We start from the raw sequence: 14,978 nt of genomic DNA on the forward strand, positions 1-14,978 counted from the left end.
CCTGGGTTTCGTTAAACAGCCATACCATCTGGCCGCAGGTCGCTTCGTCCCACTCCATCTGCACGTCCGGCACCGGCTTGCGGCATGCTGGCGGCGCATCGGCGTCGAACGGCTCGTCGGCGGCGTGCCAGCCTTCCGCTTTCCACACCAGCGCGATCGCCTGCTGCATGCGGCGACGGAAAATCTCGCGCTCCGGCTTCGGCATCGCCGACGGCAGGGTAAGAATAACGTGACGCAGCTGACGCGGCGCATGGCTCTGCGGCATACGCTGACGCTGGGCCGCGCTGTTCATCTGCATCAGCGCCTGCGCCAGCAGTTCGCACAGCATAAAGGTCATTAGCGAGCTGCGGCTGTAGTGCGCGGAAAAAACCGGCAGGCGGTCATCGGCGGAGAGCGCGTGCAGCGGCTCGCCTTCATCATTGAGCAGAAACGTGAAGGGCGCGGCGTTGGCCTGCGGCTCGTTCGCGCCGTTCGGCTGGTTAAAGCGCCAGCCCGGCTGATAGCGCGCCTCGTCCCACAGATAGCGGCGCGGGCTGGAGATGCCGGTGCTGCCGTCAAGACCGGCGCGCTGCAGCGCCAGGCGGCTCGCTTCGCGGCCGACGCGCGTCAGCGACGGCCACATAAAGGCGTTTTCGCGGCCGCTCTGGAGCGAAAAGCTCGCCTTGCCAAAATGGGCTTCCGCGAACTCCAGGCGGCTGTCGAACAGTTCGTTGTAGACCTGATGCGGCTGCGAGAGGTCGCGCAGCTGCAACTCGTAAGTCTGCTTCAGGCCATTGCTCTCTTCGGGATGATCCTCCACCAGAATGCCGCAGGTATGCGAGTTGCCGACGTCGAGAATAATATCGACATTAACCGCGGGCGTCTGCTGGGTGGCGGCCTGAAGATGGATATCGCTGAGGTTGAGCTGCTCGCCGAGCAGCTCCAGCAGATTGAGGTAGTGCGCCTGATACTCAAACTCGCGCAGCGCCTGCGCAATCGCCTGTTCGCGGCGATCGCCGACGCGGTCGCTGAACGCCTCGCGCAGCCAGCCGTCGACCCAGATATGATCGAGAAATTCGCCCAGCTCGTAGTTATGCCAGGCGAGAGAGAAGGTTACGCCGTTTTGCGCGTCGGCGGAGGTGAGGCCGAGCTGCTCGCCGCCATCCTCTTCCGCTACGCAGCGGGTATCGAATGCCAGCGTCACGCGATGGGTATTACCCGCCGCGTCGGGCTGCGCCAGCGCCGTGAGGCGCAGACGCGCCCAGTTTTCCGGGCCGCCGATAAAACGACGGCCGCTGGCGCAGCGCAGCATCGGCAGCGGCAGCCAGCAGTCAGCCAGCAGCGTCAGCGAGTCAGCCAGCGCCACGTCCGATTCCGGACGCACCACTTCCGGCGCGCCACCGTCCTGCGGATAGAGCAAAAACTTGCCGCTGTTGCCGTCGACGTTCAGGCGCAGCAGCGGACCATTCGCCGTCTGGCGCACAAACTGGCGGCGCGCCTGGCCTGCGGCGATGCGCAGGCCAAAATCCAGAAACTGCACGCCGCTCTCTTCAATCAGCGTGATTTTTTGTTTGTCATCGATCAGGGGAGCCAACATGGTTACTTACTCTCACGCTTAATCGTCATCGGGAAGGATTTGTTGTCGCTGAACAGCGCTTCGCACACGGCGGCGCCGTCTCCCGGTTTACACATCAGTTGCGGCATGCGGTAGCGCGAGCCGTCGCTGCATTTGGCAGTATAGCGGCTGCGAACCGACAGCTGGCCGCTGCCGAGCATGGCGGCAGTCACTTCGTCGGCGGTGCAGCGCAGATTGTTGCCCTGGGTGACCGTGGCGCTGCCTTTGCCTGCGCTGAGCTCATAGTGCAGCACCGGCGAAGCGCCGCCCGGCAAGGAATTCTGCATCACTACGCGCCAGCGGCCGTCGACGACATTAATTGCGCCGTTGCGAACATCCTCCACGCTCATTTTCAGCGCGGCGTCTGCGGCAGGTACGGCAGGCGTCACTACGCTGGCGAGCGTTGCGGAAGGGGCTGAGGGTTCAGCGGGCGCGGCGACGCTTGCTGGCGTCTGCGGCAGAGTTGAGGCGAGTTTCTGCGCGGCGATCAGCGCGGCAGGTGGCGCAATAGTCGCGGCGACCGGCGCGGCAGGCTGCGGCGCGGCGACAGGGGTCGGCTGAGGCTGAGGCTGATGCAGCCAGAAAGCGGCCGCGGCGGCAACAGCCAGCGCAACCGGGGCGAGATAGCCGATGCGGAAGGCGCGACGCGGCGCAGACGGCGCCATGACCGGCGGCGTTTCAACGGCGGGTTCAGGCTGCGGCTCAGGCTCTGGCTGTGGCACCGGCTCCGCGATAATCTGCGGCATCTCCGGCTGCGGCTCGACCGCCACCGGTTCCGGCAGCAGCGACGGCAGGGATTCATCGAGCGTATCGCGCAGGCAGGCGAGCGCATCGTCGCGCGTGCGCGCCTGTGCGTCGACAAATCCCCAGAAGGTGATCACCGGCTTGCCGTCCACCAGAAAGACATACTGCTGATCGGGAAACTGCAGCGCTTTGGCCAGCAGCGCGCCGAACAGACGCATCGCCGGGTTGTCAGCCTCGCGCGCGCGTACGCTAAGCGCCTGCATCTCCTGCTGCGTCGCCGTCAGCTGATCCAGCGCCTGACGGCGCTCATAATCGCTGGCGCCGAGCCAGGATTTCACTTTGCCGCTGAACGGCGCGTACCAGTCGAGGCGGTCACCGCGCTCGTTTGGCTGGGGAATGGCCAGGCAGTTTGCCAGTGCCGTCTGACGACGCAGACGCAGGGTTTCACGAATTTGCAGGGCGGATGCGTAGACCGGCTGGCCGTTTTCACCCAGCGCCAGCACCGCGTCAAGATTGCCGCTGCGCAGAAAAGTTTTTGCCACCTGTTGGGCCCTTATCGGTCGAGTTCTGAGGCAGAAAATCGTGTGTTATCGGCGATTGGAGTGATTTTACGCGGAGCAAGTGCAAATCAAACGCCGGAAAAAACGATAATTAAGGGCGTTTTTCGCGCGCTGCGATGAAAAATATGCAGCGCGCCCAGGTGATTAAGCGGCGCGACGCTTCAGTACGGTATGTGCCAGCAGACCGCCGACCAGCCCCCAGAAGGCGGCGCCGATGCCGAACAGCGAGAGGCCGGACGCGGTAATCAGAAAAGTGATCGCGGCGATATCGCGCGTATCGGGTTCCGCCAGCGCGCGCGTCAGGCTGCCGCTGAAGGTCGACAGCAGTGCCAGGCCGGCAAGGGTGGCAATCAGCGGTGGCGGCAGCGCGACAAACAGCGCGGCGATCAGCGCGCCAGAAAGCCCGGCCAGCAGATAAAAAACGCCAGCCAGCGCGGCGGCCATCCAGCAGCGGCGCGGGTCGGCGTCTACCTCTTCGCCCATGCAGATGGCGGCGGTAATCGCGGCGATACAGACGGAAAATCCGCCAAACGGCGACAGCAGTAGGGCGACCAGTCCGGTCCAGCTCATCAGCGCGGAGACCGGTGGCCGATAACCGTGTGCCTGTAGCGTGGCGATGCCTGGCGCATTTTGCGACGCCATGGTCACCAGGAAAAAGGGCAGTCCGATGCCCAGCAGCGCGGTCAGGCTAAAGTGCGGCATAATGCCCTGCGGCAGCGCGAAGCTCGCCGCATCCGCCGGGAAATGGATCGCGTGCCGCGCCAGCGCGACCGCAACGCCCACCGCCAGCGTGGTTAAAATGGCGTAGCGCGCCAGCCAGCGTCGCGCCAGCAGCCAGGCGAGACACATTGCGCCGCACAGCGCGAAATCGCTCTGCAGGCCGGTAAACGCCGCAAGGCCAAAGCGCAGCAGAATACCGGCGAGCATCGCCGACGCCAGCGCGGGCGGAATGATATTCATCAGGCGCGCAAACAGCCCGGTAACGCCGCTCAGTACAATCAGCGCGTTGGCAAAGATAAACACGCCGACCGCTTCATTAATGGAGAGCCCCTGCAGGCTGGTTGCCAGCAGCGCCGCGCCTGGCGTCGACCAGGCGCAGAGGATCGGCATCCGCGTCCAGAGGGAGAGGCCGAGCGAGCATAGCCCCATCGCAATGCCCAGCATCGACAGCCAGCCGCCGATCTGCGTCGCAGAGGCACCCGCCGCCTGCGCGGCCTGAAAAATAATGGCCGCTGAGCTGCTGTAGCCGACCAGGACGGCGACGAAACCAGAGACCACAATCGGAAATGAAAAGGCGGATCGCGCCATGGTGCGCTGCATAAAACCTCCCTTGTGCGTTATAGCGCACATCGTAGCACTGTGCGCTATAGCGCTCAAGTGCTACACTGCCGCCATGTTTTCAGGAGAAGCCTATGGAAAATCTGCATCAGCATCTCAGCGAGGCGCTGAAACAGCTGCGCCAGGCGAACGGCTGGAGCCTGACGCTGGCTGCGGAGCGCACCGGCGTCAGTAAAGCGATGCTCGGCCAGATCGAGCGCGGCGAGTCCAGCCCGACGGTGGCGACGCTATGGAAAATCGCCACCGGTTTTAACGTCCCGTTCTCTTTTTTTATTCAGGGTAATGGGCTGCAGAGCGGCGATTCCGCGCGCTTCAGCCAGCTCAACGCGCAGATGACGGTGCGGCCGCTGCTGCCTTACGATGCGCAGCTGCGTTTCGATCTGCTGGCGGTAGAGCTGGCGGCGGGGGCGCAGAGCGATTCATCCCCTCATGAAAGCGGCTGCATAGAGCAGGTGGTGGTGATAGAAGGCGAGCTGCTGCTCGGCATGCGCGGCGTCTGGCGCAGGCTGCAGGCGGGCGAAGCGTTGCAGTTCGAAGCCGATGTGGCGCACAGCTATCGCAACCCGCTTGCCACGCCGCTGCGTTTTCACAGCCTGATCCACTACCTGAAGCGTCCCTGACCTTACAAATTGATACGAAGGTAAACTACACAGTTTACCTTCGTATCTCTATACTTGCGCTAACGTAAGGAGAAAGGCGATGAGCGAACTGACTGAAGCCGCCGCGATGCTGCGCATGGTGACAGGCAAGCTAAGCCGCCGGCTGCGCGAATCTGCGCCGCCGGGCGATCTCACCTGGTCGCAGGTGTCGGTGCTGGGGTATCTGGTGCGCGATGGCGCGATGACCATTACCGAGCTGGCCACGGCGGAAGGGGTACGCACCCAGTCGATGGGCGCTACCGTTGCCAGCCTGCTGGCGGTGGGCATGGTGCAGGGCGAAGCGGATCCGCACGACGGACGCAAAACCCGCTACTCGCCGACGCCAGCCGCTCGCGCGCTGATTGCCGCTAACCGCGCCATGCGCGATGACTGGCTGGTGCGCGCTATCGATACGCAGCTCAGCGCCAGCGAGCAGCAACTGCTGCTCTCCGCTATACCCTTACTGCAACGACTCGCCGACAACGCATCCTGAGAGGACTTTCCATGGCTCTGACGACCCTTGATACCCAAACCGCACTGATTATCATCGACCTGCAACACGGCATTGTCCGCCTGCCGGTGGTGCACGAGCCGCAGCCGGTGATCGACCTGTGCGCACAACTTGCCGAAGGGTTCCGCGCCCGTCAGCTGCCGGTCGTGCTGGTGAATGTCGCCGGCGGCGCGCCGGGCCGTAACGAACAGGGCCGTCACAGCGGCGAACTGCCCGCCGACTGGGCGACGCTGGTGCCTGAGATGACGCCGCAGCCGGGCGATATCACCGTGACCAAGAAAACCTGGGGCGCGTTTCACAATACCGAACTGCATGCCGAGCTGCAGAAGCGTGGCGTAACGCAGGTAGTGGTATGCGGCATCGCCACCAGCATCGGCGTGGAATCCACGGCGCGTCAGGCGTATGAATTAGGTTACAACGTCACGCTAGCCACCGACGCCATGACCGATCTTAACCTCGATACTCACAATAACAGCGTCAGCCTGATATTTCCGCGTCTTGGCGAGACGGGCACCGCCGCCGACGTGCTGGCGCTGATCAACGCGCGCTAAGATGGCTATCGCGCAGGCGGGCCTGATGCGCTGGGCCGGGGTGATTTTCAGCTCGGCGGCGCTGGTTGCGGCGCTGGAGTGGCTGCATATTCCGGCTGCGCTGCTGCTTGGCCCGATGTTCGCGGCCATCGGCTTTGCTGCCTCCGGCCGCGCGCTGAAAATATCGCGGCCGCTGTTCAACTGCGCCCAGGCGACCGTCGGCGCGATGATCGCCGCGGCGATCCCCGCCTCGATATTTCATGAAATCGCCGACGACTGGCCGCTGTTTGTGCTGTGCGTCGGCTCGGTAATTGTCGCCAGCCTGGTGCTCGGTGGCCTGCTGGCGCGTTTTCGCGTGCTGCCAGGCTCCACGGCCATCTGGGGATCGTCGCCCGGCGCGGCAACGGCCATGACCCTGATGGCGGAGAGCTTTGGCGCCGACGTGCGCCTTGTCGCTTTTATGCAATATCTGCGCGTCATGATGGTAGCGCTGGTCGCGACGCTGGTGACGCGCTTCTGGGCAGGCGGCGACGGCGCGCCAGCAGCATCGCCCGCGCTCAATCTCTTCGCGCCTTTTGCGCCGTTATCTTTTCTCTTTACCTTACTGACCATTGCCGCAGGCGTGCTGGCGGCGCGGCTGTTGCGTATTCCCGCCGGTCCGATGCTGATGACGCTGATTGTTGCCTCAGTGGTGCAGGATGTCGGCTGGGTCGACATTACCTTGCCGAAATGGCTGCTGGCGCTGGCTTATGCCTTTGTCGGCTGGGGCATCGGCCTGCGCTTCAGCGCCGAGATCCTGCGCTATGCGGCGCACGCCTTCCCGCGCGTGCTGCTGTCGGTGCTGACGCTGATAGCCATCTGCGGCCTGTTCGCTTTTTTACTGGTGAAGTTTGCCGGTATCGACCCGCTGACCGCCTATCTGGCGACCAGCCCGGGCGGCGCCGATTCAGTGGCGATTATTGCCGCGTCGAGCAACGTTAATATGCCGTTTGTGATGGCGATGCAGACCGGGCGTTTTATCGTGGTGATGTTCACCGGCCCGATTTTGTCACGCTGGATCGCCAGCTGGATGGCGCGGCGCGAGAAATAACGATCGCCCCGGCGCTGGCCGGGGCGATATCCCTTACTGAAACGCGTAGCTCACCGTCAGCCCGACGCTGTAATTACGTCCCGGCGCCGGTTCGAAATAGCGTCCATTGCCTTCGTTAACGATAACGGAACCGACATAGTTGCGGTCGAACAGGTTATCGACGCGACCGAAGAGATCCAGCGTCCAGTTCTGCACCAGCCATTTATAGCCGCTGTTGAGCGCCGCGACGGTATAGGAGGGCGCCTTCACGTCGTTCTGGTCATCGGCGGCGATATTGCTCATATAGCGCATCTCCGCGCCCGCATAGAAGCCCTGTTCCGGCGCATACTCCAGACCGGTATAGAGCATATTGCGCGCAATGCCGGGGATGCGTTTGCCGTCGCAGCTCTCATCGCCGCATGCGTTGCTGCGATAGCGCGCGTCGAGCAGCGTCCAGGCCGCCTTCACTCGCCAGTCTGCGGCGAACTGCTGATCCACGCCCAGCTCCAGACCGCGCCGACGGGTCTCTCCGGCGTTCTTATAGGTTGTGCGGCCGCCGCTGCTGGTGTCGGTGACGATTTCGTTTTTGGTATCGGTCTGGAACAGCGCGGCGGTGATCAGGCCGTTGCCGATGCGTTTTTTCGTCCCCAGCTCCACCGTATCGCTGGTCGCCGGTTTCAGTCCGGTATTGAGGCCGGTTTCGCCATCGGCGCGATAGGAGAGTTCGTTAATGGTCGGCGTTTCAAAGCCGCGACCCGCGGAGAGATAGGCGTTCCAGCTGTTGTCGATAGCGTACTTGAGCGACGCGGCGGGCAGCCATTTGTGATAGCGCGCGTCGCCGCTGTCATCGCCGTTGCTGGAGGTAATGTAATAGTCGTTGGAATCAAAGTTTACTGTGCTGTAGCGCAACCCGGCGTCCAGCGACCATTTGTCGGTCAGTTGCCAGGCGGTCTGCAGGTAGGGATCCAGATTCCACATCAGGTTGCGTTCGTTGCGGCGAATATCGCCTTTCACGCCGTAGTCGGTCGCGTTGAAGTTCTCAAAACCTTTGCGGCGCTCGGTCATGGTTTCATAGTCGAGTCCGCCGGTCAGCGTTACCGGCACGCTGAACAGGGTGTCGCGATGCGTCCAGCGCGTGTCGATGCCCTGATAGTGGCGCGTCAGGTCGATTACGCCGCTTGGATGTTTAGGGTTGAGCTGCACGCTTTTCGGGATCGACTGATACTGGGTCGTTTCGCGGATCCCGGCGTACATCATGACGCTGAGATCGTCGTTCTCACTCATCTGGCGCTGGTAGTGCAGGCCGCCCTGGGTCTGATCCACGGTTTTGCGCGTGTTATAGAGCGTTACGTTGCTGACCACCTGGCGCGGATTTGCGCGCCACTGATCCGGCGTCAGGCCGCCAGGATCCTGCGCGTCGATATGTACGCTGTTAAACAGCAGCGTCAGGCTGCTGACGTCGTCGATGCGGACGCCCAGCTTCGCGTTGCCGAGGTTCTTCTGCGCCGCACTGTGGTCGCGGTAGCCGTGGGTGGTGAAACGCGAGGCGGAAACGGTGTAGTTGACGTCACCCGCATGGGTGCCGTCGCCGGTGGCGCCGCTCGCTTTAACGCTGTTGCGCCAGCTGCCGTAGCTGCCGTACCAGCTGCTCGCTTCCAGCGTCGGCGGCTGCTGGCCTGTCTGGGTCTCGACGTTGATGACGCCGCCTGAGGCGTTGCCGTAGAGCGCGGAAAAGGGGCCGCGCAGCACTTCGATATGGTCAATGGAGCCAATATCGATATTGGAAGTTTGTCCCTGTCCGTCGGGCATGGTGGCGGGAATGCCGTCCACGTACATGCGCAGCCCGCGCACGCCGTAGGTAGAGCGCGAACCAAAACCGCGCACCGAAAGCTGCAGATCCTGGGCGTAATTTTGCCGGTTCTGGATTTGCAGCCCCGGCACGCTGCCGAGATTTTCCGACAGGTTAACGCGCGGCGCGGCCTGACGCATATCTTCGCCGCTCACCACGCTGACGGCGGCGGGCGTATCAAGTTCAGAGAGGCCGGTTTGCGCCGGCGCGGCGCTGACGACCATCGTACTGCCGGTATTGTCAGCCGCCAGCAGGGGCAGCGGCAGTATGGCAGGCAACAGCACGCTGACCTGACGCAGTGATGCAATTTTCATGAGTGAAAGACCGTAATAAAGAGATGAAATGAACCAAATGGAACATTAGGCGCGTATGTTAAGGCTTTTTACGATTATTTGAAAAGCGTAAATAATAAGGTGGTTTTATGCGAAATTCAGCGTCGAAAAATGTTTTCCCAGGCTGGATTTTTGCTGACTTTCCCTTCAGTCTTAAATGTTTACTTTCCAGGACGCGTTAATGATAACGCCCATCCGGGCGCAGCGCCGCAAACATCTGTCCGTCACGACAACCAGAGGAGTCAGTATGAGTCAACAACCTGCAGTCGCCGTATTAGGTTTAGGTGCCATGGGGCATGCCTTCGCTGCCAACCTGCTGAAAAAAGGATTTACCGTGTATGGCTGGAACCGTACGCGGGCGCGCGGTGAAGATCTGGTCGCGTCTGGCCTGAAGCTGAGCGACAGCCCGGAAGAGGCGGTGCGCGACGCAGATGTGGTTATTGCCATGCTCGCCGACGGCGAGACCACGGAAAAGACGCTGCACCAGGTTAAAGACGCGCTGAAGCAGGGGGCGACTATCGCGCAGATGGGCACCATCGGCGTCGAGAAAACCGATGCCCTGATCGCCTGGTGCGCCGGGCAGCGTCCGGACGTGCTCTTTATCGACGCGCCCGTCTCCGGCACCAAAGCGCCGGCTGAAAACGCGCAGATCCTGGTGATGGCCAGCGGCGACCAGTCGCGCGCTCAGGCAGCGGAAGCGGTTTTCGCCGCTATCGGCAAAGGCACCCAGTGGCTGGGCGAGGCGGGAAAATCGTCACGCATGAAGCTGGTGGTCAACAGCTGGCTGATCGGCCTGATGCAGAGCCTGGCGGAGAGTACGCGCCTGGCGGAGGAGTTCGGCTTCACCACAGAGGACCTGTGGAAGGTGCTGGATGGCGGCCCGCTGGCAGCCCCTTACGCTAAAGTGAAACTCGGCATGATCGCCAGCGAAGATTTTACCCCGCAGATGCATCTGGTCTGGGCGCTGAAAGACGCGAAGCTGGCGTTAGAGGCGAAGGGCGACGCGAAACTGCCGGCGCTGGAGCATATCGCCGAACTGTGGCAGCAGGCGGTTGACGCAGGCTACGGCGAAAAAGATCTGGCGTCGATCCATCATTATCTGAAGGGATAGCGCGTAACGGCGCGGTATTTCCCTGCGAGGTGACGACCGCTGGCGCAAAAGCCTCAGCCTTATGCGTCCGGCGACTATCCTCATGCGGAATCGGCATCGGTGATTTTCAACGTTCGCTTTACTCTGGCTCTTTTGCGCCGGGAGGAAGCCGCATGAAATATCACGCCGTTTATATCGCGCTGGCGCTGGCCGCCGCGACGTCTGCACAGGCACAGGCCGTCACGCTGCGCATCGCCGATCAAAAAGGTAATATGCGCGCCGAGATGGCGTCAGCGCATCAGCTCGACAATCTGAACTACACCATAGAATGGGCGGAATTTCCCGCCGCCGCGCCGCTGGCGGAAGCGCTCAACGCGGGCGCGGTTGATGCCGGCATTATCGGCGACGCGCCGCTGATCTTCTCGCTGGCCGCCGGTTCGCAGGTGAAAGCGGTTGCGGTAAGCAAATCGGTGCCCGCCGGGCTGGCGGTGCTGGTGCGTCCCGATTCGCCGATTAAAACGGCCGCCGAGCTGAAAGGAAAAAGCATCGCCACCGGGCGCGGCTCCATCGGCCACCTGCAGGCGTTAAAAACGCTTGAGCAGGCCGGGTTAAGCGATAAAGAGGTCACCTGGCGCTTTTTACAACCTGCCGATGCGCGTATCGCGCTCTCTAACGGTTCGGTAGACGCCTGGGCAACCTGGGATCCCTACACCGCTCTGGCGGAAGTCACGCAGACGGGCCGCGTACTGGTAAACGGCGTGGGGCTGGCTACCGGCAACAGCTTCCTGGCCGCCACCGACGCCGCCCTCAATGATGACGATAAACGCGCCGCGCTGCAGGATTACGTCAATCGGCTGGCGGCGGCGGATCGCTGGGCCAACAGCCACGTCAGCGACTACGCGCAGACGCTGGCGAAGATTATTGGCTTCCCGCCCGCCGCAGCGGAAAAATCGTTCTCCCGTCGCCGGTCGCACTGGCAAAGCATCGACGATAATACGGTGCAACAGCAGCAGGAGACCGCCGACTTTTACCATAAATATGGCCTGATCCAGAAAACGCTTGATGTGAAACCCACCTTTTATCGCGGCCTGAGGGTGGCGCAGGGCGGTTAAAGCAGGATGCGGTTGCGCGGCAGCACAAAACAGCGTAGAAAGCTGAACAAGGAATGTTCGTTGCGTCTGGCGTATACTCAACAGAGCGCAACCGCATACATCAGCGCGATGTAAAGGCGAGGAGGTAAAATGAACAGGCTGCAAAGGTTTATGGGCAAGTGGTTCGCCGAGCCAGATAAGTTTATGCGCGGATTAACCAATGAAGATCTGCGTTACTCCGATCAGGACAAGCTTATCCTCGACGTTAACGGCAACGCCCGACTGAATATGAATAACCCCGACGTGGGCAGAGCGATGCGCGCGCGTATGGAAGAGCTGGCGCAAAAACGTTAAGGGCGCGCGATGGGACCGCTGGTCATTATGGTCGTGCTGGTCTGCGGCTACTGGTATACGGAAAACCATTACCCTTCGCGCACGCGTCAGGCCCGCTCAAGCGGCTGGATCGCCTATTTTTACGTGGCGATGCACGGCGCGAAATTCGCGCTTCAGGGCTTTTTCGGCGTGGCGCTTATCTATGCCATGCTGTTCCTTCTGAGTCTGCTTCTCTCTGTTCCTCATCTCTTTTTCCCCGATTACGCCGTCCGGGATTACTACTCCTGGCTGACCCGCACCACCCTGATGAACTATCCGCTCTTTTTTGAGCTGGGTCTGGCACTCGCCTGCCTGCGCGCCTGGCGAGCGGGCGAGGCGGCACGACGATCGATGCGAGACGGGAAAAGCAGCATGGCGGAATACCGTAAAGTCGCCAGAGAAGATGGCATGGAGTCGCTGCTGCTGCAGGCGATAGAAGAGGAGAAGCTGGTGTTCGTGACGCTGAAATCGCGCAAGGTTTATATCGGCTACGTCGCGGCGCCGCGCATTGAACATACGCAAACGCAGCATCTGGCGCTTATCCCCTATATCAGCGGCTACCGCGACAAAGAGACGCTGCGCTTCTGCGAGCAGCATCGCTATTACGAACTCTACCTGGCGCAGAATATCACTCCCGATTCTGAACCGCTCAACCTGCAGCACTTCCGTCACCTTATTCCCATGGCGGAGGTCGAGGCGGTTTCGCTGTTCGATGTCGCCACCTATAAAATTTTCGATCGCTTCTCTGTTACGCAGCCGCCGGAGTCGGAGTAACCATTCGTGCCCTCTGGTTTGGCGTTTACCCTGCGGGCGCGTAACATAGCCCGATGTCGAGTTTTTTAAGCGCTTATTTCTCCGATGTTAACTTTTGATGGCCATAACGATCTGCTGCTCAACCTGTGGCTGAATCATCGTGATGCGCCGGTCGACGCCTTCTTTAACGGTATTGAACGCGGCCACCTCGATTTCCCGCGCATGCAGCAGGGCGGCTTTTTCGGCGGCCTGTTCGCGATCTTTGTGCCGCCTCAGGCCTATATCGCCCAGACATCGCCACACCTTGCCGATACGCCTTATCAGCCGCTGGAGATCATGTGGCAGCAGCTGGCTATTCTGCAGCAGATCGCCGAACAGTCGCAGGGGCGGGCGCGTCTGTGCCGCAGCGCCGCCGATATTGCCGCCTGTCGTGCCGAGGGCGTGCTGGCGCTGGTGGCCCATATTGAAGGCGCGGATGCGCTGGATGAAGAGGGCGAACAGCTGCAGGCATTTTACGACGCGGGCGTGCGCAGCATCGGTCCTTTCTGGAACCTGCCTAACCGCTTCGGCGTCGGCGTGACCGGCGCGTTTCCCGGCTCGCCGGACAGCGGGCCGGGCCTTACCGACGCCGGAAAGGCGCTGATTAAGCAGGCTAACGCGCTCAATATGCTGATCGACGTATCGCATATGAATGAAAAAGCGTTCTGGGACACCGCCGCGCTCTCTGACTCGCCGCTGGTCGCCACCCACTCCAACGCCCATGCGCTCTGCGCCCAGCCGCGAAATCTTACCGATGCGCAGCTTATCGCCATTCGCGACAGCGGCGGCATGGTCGGCATTAACTTCGGCAATGCGTTTCTGCGCGCCGACGGCAAACGCGACGGCGACACGCCGCTGAGCGAAATCGTCAGGCATTATGAACGGCTCATAATGATAATGGGCAGCGATCATGTCGGATTTGGCTCTGATTTTGACGGCATCTCCACGCCAGAAGCGCTAAAAGATGTGTCAGGTCTGCCGCGGCTGTTCGCAGCATTTCGCGATGCGGGCTATGATCAGGATCGGCTGCAGAAACTCGCTTCAGGCAACTGGCAACGCGTGCTGCAGGCGATCTGGCGAGGCTGATTCATTTCCATAACATTTGCGGGTTGATCTCGCTGCGCCGTTAGCGCACCATCAGCCGGCTCAAAATTGCGTGCATAATCATTTGATTGTTTACGTAATGATACCTGACGGGTATCGTTTTGTTCATTCACCTTAGAGGAAGACTATTATGTGGAAAAAACCTGAATTTGTTGATTTACGTCTCGGTCTGGAAGTAACGCTGTACATCTCCAACCGTTAATATTTATGCCCGCCAGTGCGCGGGCATTTTGTTTCAACACCGGGTTTCCCTATGTACATCAAAGTTCTTGGCTCCGCCGCTGGCGGTGGCTTTCCTCAATGGAACTGCAACTGCGCCAACTGTCAGGGCGTGCGCAACGGTACGATTCAGGCCAGCGCGCGTACCCAGTCCTCAATTATTCTCAGCGACGACGGCGAAAACTGGGTGTTATGTAACGCCTCGCCGGACATCAGCCAGCAGATCGCCAATACGCCGGAACTGATAAAAAAAGGCGTGCTGCGCGGCACCGCCATCGGCGCCATTATTCTTACCGACAGCCAGATCGATCACACTACCGGTCTGCTTAGCCTGCGCGAAGGCTGCCCGCATCAGGTGTGGTGCACGCCAGAAGTGCATGCCGATCTCACCAGCGGCTTTCCGGTCTTCACCATGCTGAAACACTGGAACGGCGGGCTGCAGCATCGTCCGATCGCGCCGCTGGAGGCTTTCAGCGTCGATGTTTGTCCCAGTCTGCGCTTTACCGCTATCCCGATCCTCAGCAACGCGCCGCCTTATTCTCCTTATCGCGACCGCCCGCTGCCGGGGCACAACGTGGCGCTGTTTGTTGAAAATATCGCCACTAAACAGACGCTGCTCTATGCGCCGGGCCTCGGCGAGCCGGACGCGGTGATTATGCCCTGGCTGCAGAAGGCGGACTGCCTGCTGATCGACGGCACCGTCTGGAAAGACGACGAGCTGCAGGCGACCGGCGTCGGCACCAACACCGGCAAGGCGATGGGCCATCTGGCGCTCTCCGACGAGCAGGGGCTGATGGCGCTGCTCGCCTCGCTGCCGGCGAAACGCAAAATTCTTATTCACATTAACAACACCAATCCGATCCTTAACGAGCAGTCGCCGCAGCGTCAGTTCCTGACGCAGCAGGGCATAGAAGTAAGCTGGGACGGCATGGCGATTCATCTCCAGGAGTGAGTGATGCAGATAACCGAGACGCTGACGCCGCAGGCGTTTGAACAGGCGCTGCGCGATAAAGGCGCGTATTACCATATTCATCATCCTTACCATATCGCGATGCACAAGGGCGACGCGACGCGCGAGCAGATCTTGGGCTCGGTTGCGAACCGCTTCTACTATCAGATCAGTATCCTGCTTTGGGGTGAGGCGA

General features: G+C 61.2%; 15 protein-coding genes and 1 pseudogene. 12 read left to right on the plus strand and 4 right to left on the minus strand.

Annotation, left to right across the window (positions count from 1 at the left end; genetic code table 11):
* From B3797_RS10335 to B3797_RS10345, 3 genes are all read right to left on the minus strand, one after another.
* Positions 1 to 1,576, minus strand: a 1,576-nt coding sequence (locus B3797_RS10335; protein WP_311791032.1) for a virulence factor SrfB, incomplete at its 3' end; no start/stop codon positions are given.
* A 2-nt stretch (positions 1,577 to 1,578) separates the two neighbouring features.
* Complete coding sequence (locus tag B3797_RS10340) at positions 1,579 to 2,880, minus strand: SrfA family protein (protein ID WP_311791033.1); 1,302 nt, start codon at positions 2,878 to 2,880, stop codon at positions 1,579 to 1,581.
* Between the two features lie 162 nt (positions 2,881 to 3,042).
* Positions 3,043 to 4,218, minus strand: a complete 1,176-nt coding sequence (locus B3797_RS10345; protein ID WP_311791034.1) for a benzoate/H(+) symporter BenE family transporter — start codon at positions 4,216 to 4,218, stop codon at positions 3,043 to 3,045.
* A 92-nt stretch (positions 4,219 to 4,310) separates the two neighbouring features.
* On the opposite strand from B3797_RS10345, the gene B3797_RS10350 reads away from it, so the two are divergent.
* The 4 genes from B3797_RS10350 (at position 4,311) to B3797_RS10365 (ending at position 7,005) form a co-directional block, all read left to right on the plus strand.
* Positions 4,311 to 4,856 carry an XRE family transcriptional regulator gene (locus B3797_RS10350; protein ID WP_311781478.1) on the plus strand — a complete coding sequence of 182 codons (546 nt, stop codon included), beginning with the start codon at positions 4,311 to 4,313 and terminating at the stop codon, positions 4,854 to 4,856.
* Between the two features lie 79 nt (positions 4,857 to 4,935).
* A complete protein-coding gene (locus B3797_RS10355; RefSeq protein WP_311791035.1) occupies positions 4,936 to 5,367 on the plus strand; it encodes a MarR family winged helix-turn-helix transcriptional regulator in 432 nt (143 codons plus the stop codon).
* A gap of 11 nt (positions 5,368 to 5,378) precedes the next feature.
* Positions 5,379 to 5,936, plus strand: coding sequence for an isochorismatase family protein (locus B3797_RS10360; RefSeq protein WP_311781476.1), 558 nt, complete (start codon positions 5,379 to 5,381; stop codon positions 5,934 to 5,936).
* A 1-nt stretch (position 5,937) separates the two neighbouring features.
* The gene (locus tag B3797_RS10365; protein ID WP_311791036.1) at positions 5,938 to 7,005 is read left to right on the plus strand and encodes an AbrB family transcriptional regulator; all 1,068 of its coding nucleotides are present in this window, start codon (positions 5,938 to 5,940) and stop codon (positions 7,003 to 7,005) included.
* 33 nt (positions 7,006 to 7,038) lie between these two features.
* On the opposite strand, the gene pqqU is transcribed toward B3797_RS10365, so the two are convergent.
* Entirely contained in the window at positions 7,039 to 9,147 is a 2,109-nt protein-coding gene (pqqU, locus tag B3797_RS10370) for a TonB-dependent receptor PqqU (RefSeq protein ID WP_311791037.1), read from the minus strand.
* A 265-nt stretch (positions 9,148 to 9,412) separates the two neighbouring features.
* Between pqqU and B3797_RS10375 the strand changes: the two genes are divergently transcribed.
* The 8 genes and pseudogenes from B3797_RS10375 to B3797_RS10410 all read left to right on the plus strand — a co-directional run.
* Complete coding sequence (locus B3797_RS10375) at positions 9,413 to 10,276, plus strand: NAD(P)-dependent oxidoreductase (protein WP_311791038.1); 864 nt, start codon at positions 9,413 to 9,415, stop codon at positions 10,274 to 10,276.
* Positions 10,277 to 10,428: 152 nt separating this feature from the next.
* Entirely contained in the window at positions 10,429 to 11,367 is a 939-nt protein-coding gene (locus B3797_RS10380) for an ABC transporter substrate-binding protein (protein ID WP_311791039.1), read from the plus strand.
* Between the two features lie 129 nt (positions 11,368 to 11,496).
* Positions 11,497 to 11,700: a hypothetical protein gene (locus B3797_RS10385; RefSeq protein ID WP_311781471.1), complete on the plus strand. Its 204-nt coding sequence runs from the start codon at positions 11,497 to 11,499 to the stop codon at positions 11,698 to 11,700.
* A gap of 9 nt (positions 11,701 to 11,709) precedes the next feature.
* Positions 11,710 to 12,492 (plus strand): hypothetical protein, encoded by a 783-nt coding sequence (locus B3797_RS10390; protein WP_311791040.1) that lies wholly within the window; start codon positions 11,710 to 11,712, stop codon positions 12,490 to 12,492.
* An 84-nt stretch (positions 12,493 to 12,576) separates the two neighbouring features.
* Entirely contained in the window at positions 12,577 to 13,596 is a 1,020-nt protein-coding gene (locus tag B3797_RS10395; RefSeq protein ID WP_311791041.1) for a dipeptidase, read from the plus strand.
* Between the two features lie 148 nt (positions 13,597 to 13,744).
* On the plus strand, positions 13,745 to 13,816 hold the full coding sequence (gene pqqA / locus B3797_RS10400; protein WP_010617686.1) for a pyrroloquinoline quinone precursor peptide PqqA: 72 nt from the start codon (positions 13,745 to 13,747) through the stop codon (positions 13,814 to 13,816).
* 51 nt (positions 13,817 to 13,867) lie between these two features.
* On the plus strand, positions 13,868 to 14,785 hold the full coding sequence (pqqB, locus tag B3797_RS10405) for a pyrroloquinoline quinone biosynthesis protein PqqB (protein WP_311791042.1): 918 nt from the start codon (positions 13,868 to 13,870) through the stop codon (positions 14,783 to 14,785).
* Positions 14,786 to 14,788: 3 nt separating this feature from the next.
* Positions 14,789 to 14,978 (plus strand): annotated as a pseudogene (locus tag B3797_RS10410) (pyrroloquinoline quinone biosynthesis protein C); the annotation flags it as partial.

The organism is Pantoea sp. UBA5923 (assembly GCF_002431095.1).
Taxonomy (GTDB): Bacteria; Pseudomonadota; Gammaproteobacteria; order Enterobacterales; family Enterobacteriaceae; genus Pantoea; species Pantoea piersonii.

What these genes read in the sequence shown, in the direction of transcription:
- B3797_RS10380 (WP_311791039.1), top strand. Translation starts at nt 10,429, where the DNA reads ATGAAATATCACGCCGTTTATATCGCGCTGGCGCTGGCCGCCGCGACG.
- B3797_RS10385 (WP_311781471.1), top strand. Translation starts at nt 11,497, where the DNA reads ATGAACAGGCTGCAAAGGTTTATGGGCAAGTGGTTCGCCGAGCCAGAT.
- B3797_RS10355 (WP_311791035.1), top strand. Translation starts at nt 4,936, where the DNA reads ATGAGCGAACTGACTGAAGCCGCCGCGATGCTGCGCATGGTGACAGGC.
- B3797_RS10350 (WP_311781478.1), top strand. Translation starts at nt 4,311, where the DNA reads ATGGAAAATCTGCATCAGCATCTCAGCGAGGCGCTGAAACAGCTGCGC.
- B3797_RS10375 (WP_311791038.1), top strand. Translation starts at nt 9,413, where the DNA reads ATGAGTCAACAACCTGCAGTCGCCGTATTAGGTTTAGGTGCCATGGGG.
- B3797_RS10395 (WP_311791041.1), top strand. Translation starts at nt 12,577, where the DNA reads ATGTTAACTTTTGATGGCCATAACGATCTGCTGCTCAACCTGTGGCTG.
- B3797_RS10360 (WP_311781476.1), top strand. Translation starts at nt 5,379, where the DNA reads ATGGCTCTGACGACCCTTGATACCCAAACCGCACTGATTATCATCGAC.
- pqqU (WP_311791037.1), bottom strand. Translation starts at nt 9,147, where the DNA reads ATGAAAATTGCATCACTGCGTCAGGTCAGCGTGCTGTTGCCTGCCATA.
- B3797_RS10345 (WP_311791034.1), bottom strand. Translation starts at nt 4,218, where the DNA reads ATGCAGCGCACCATGGCGCGATCCGCCTTTTCATTTCCGATTGTGGTC.
- B3797_RS10390 (WP_311791040.1), top strand. Translation starts at nt 11,710, where the DNA reads ATGGGACCGCTGGTCATTATGGTCGTGCTGGTCTGCGGCTACTGGTAT.
- pqqB (WP_311791042.1), top strand. Translation starts at nt 13,868, where the DNA reads ATGTACATCAAAGTTCTTGGCTCCGCCGCTGGCGGTGGCTTTCCTCAA.
- B3797_RS10365 (WP_311791036.1), top strand. Translation starts at nt 5,938, where the DNA reads ATGGCTATCGCGCAGGCGGGCCTGATGCGCTGGGCCGGGGTGATTTTC.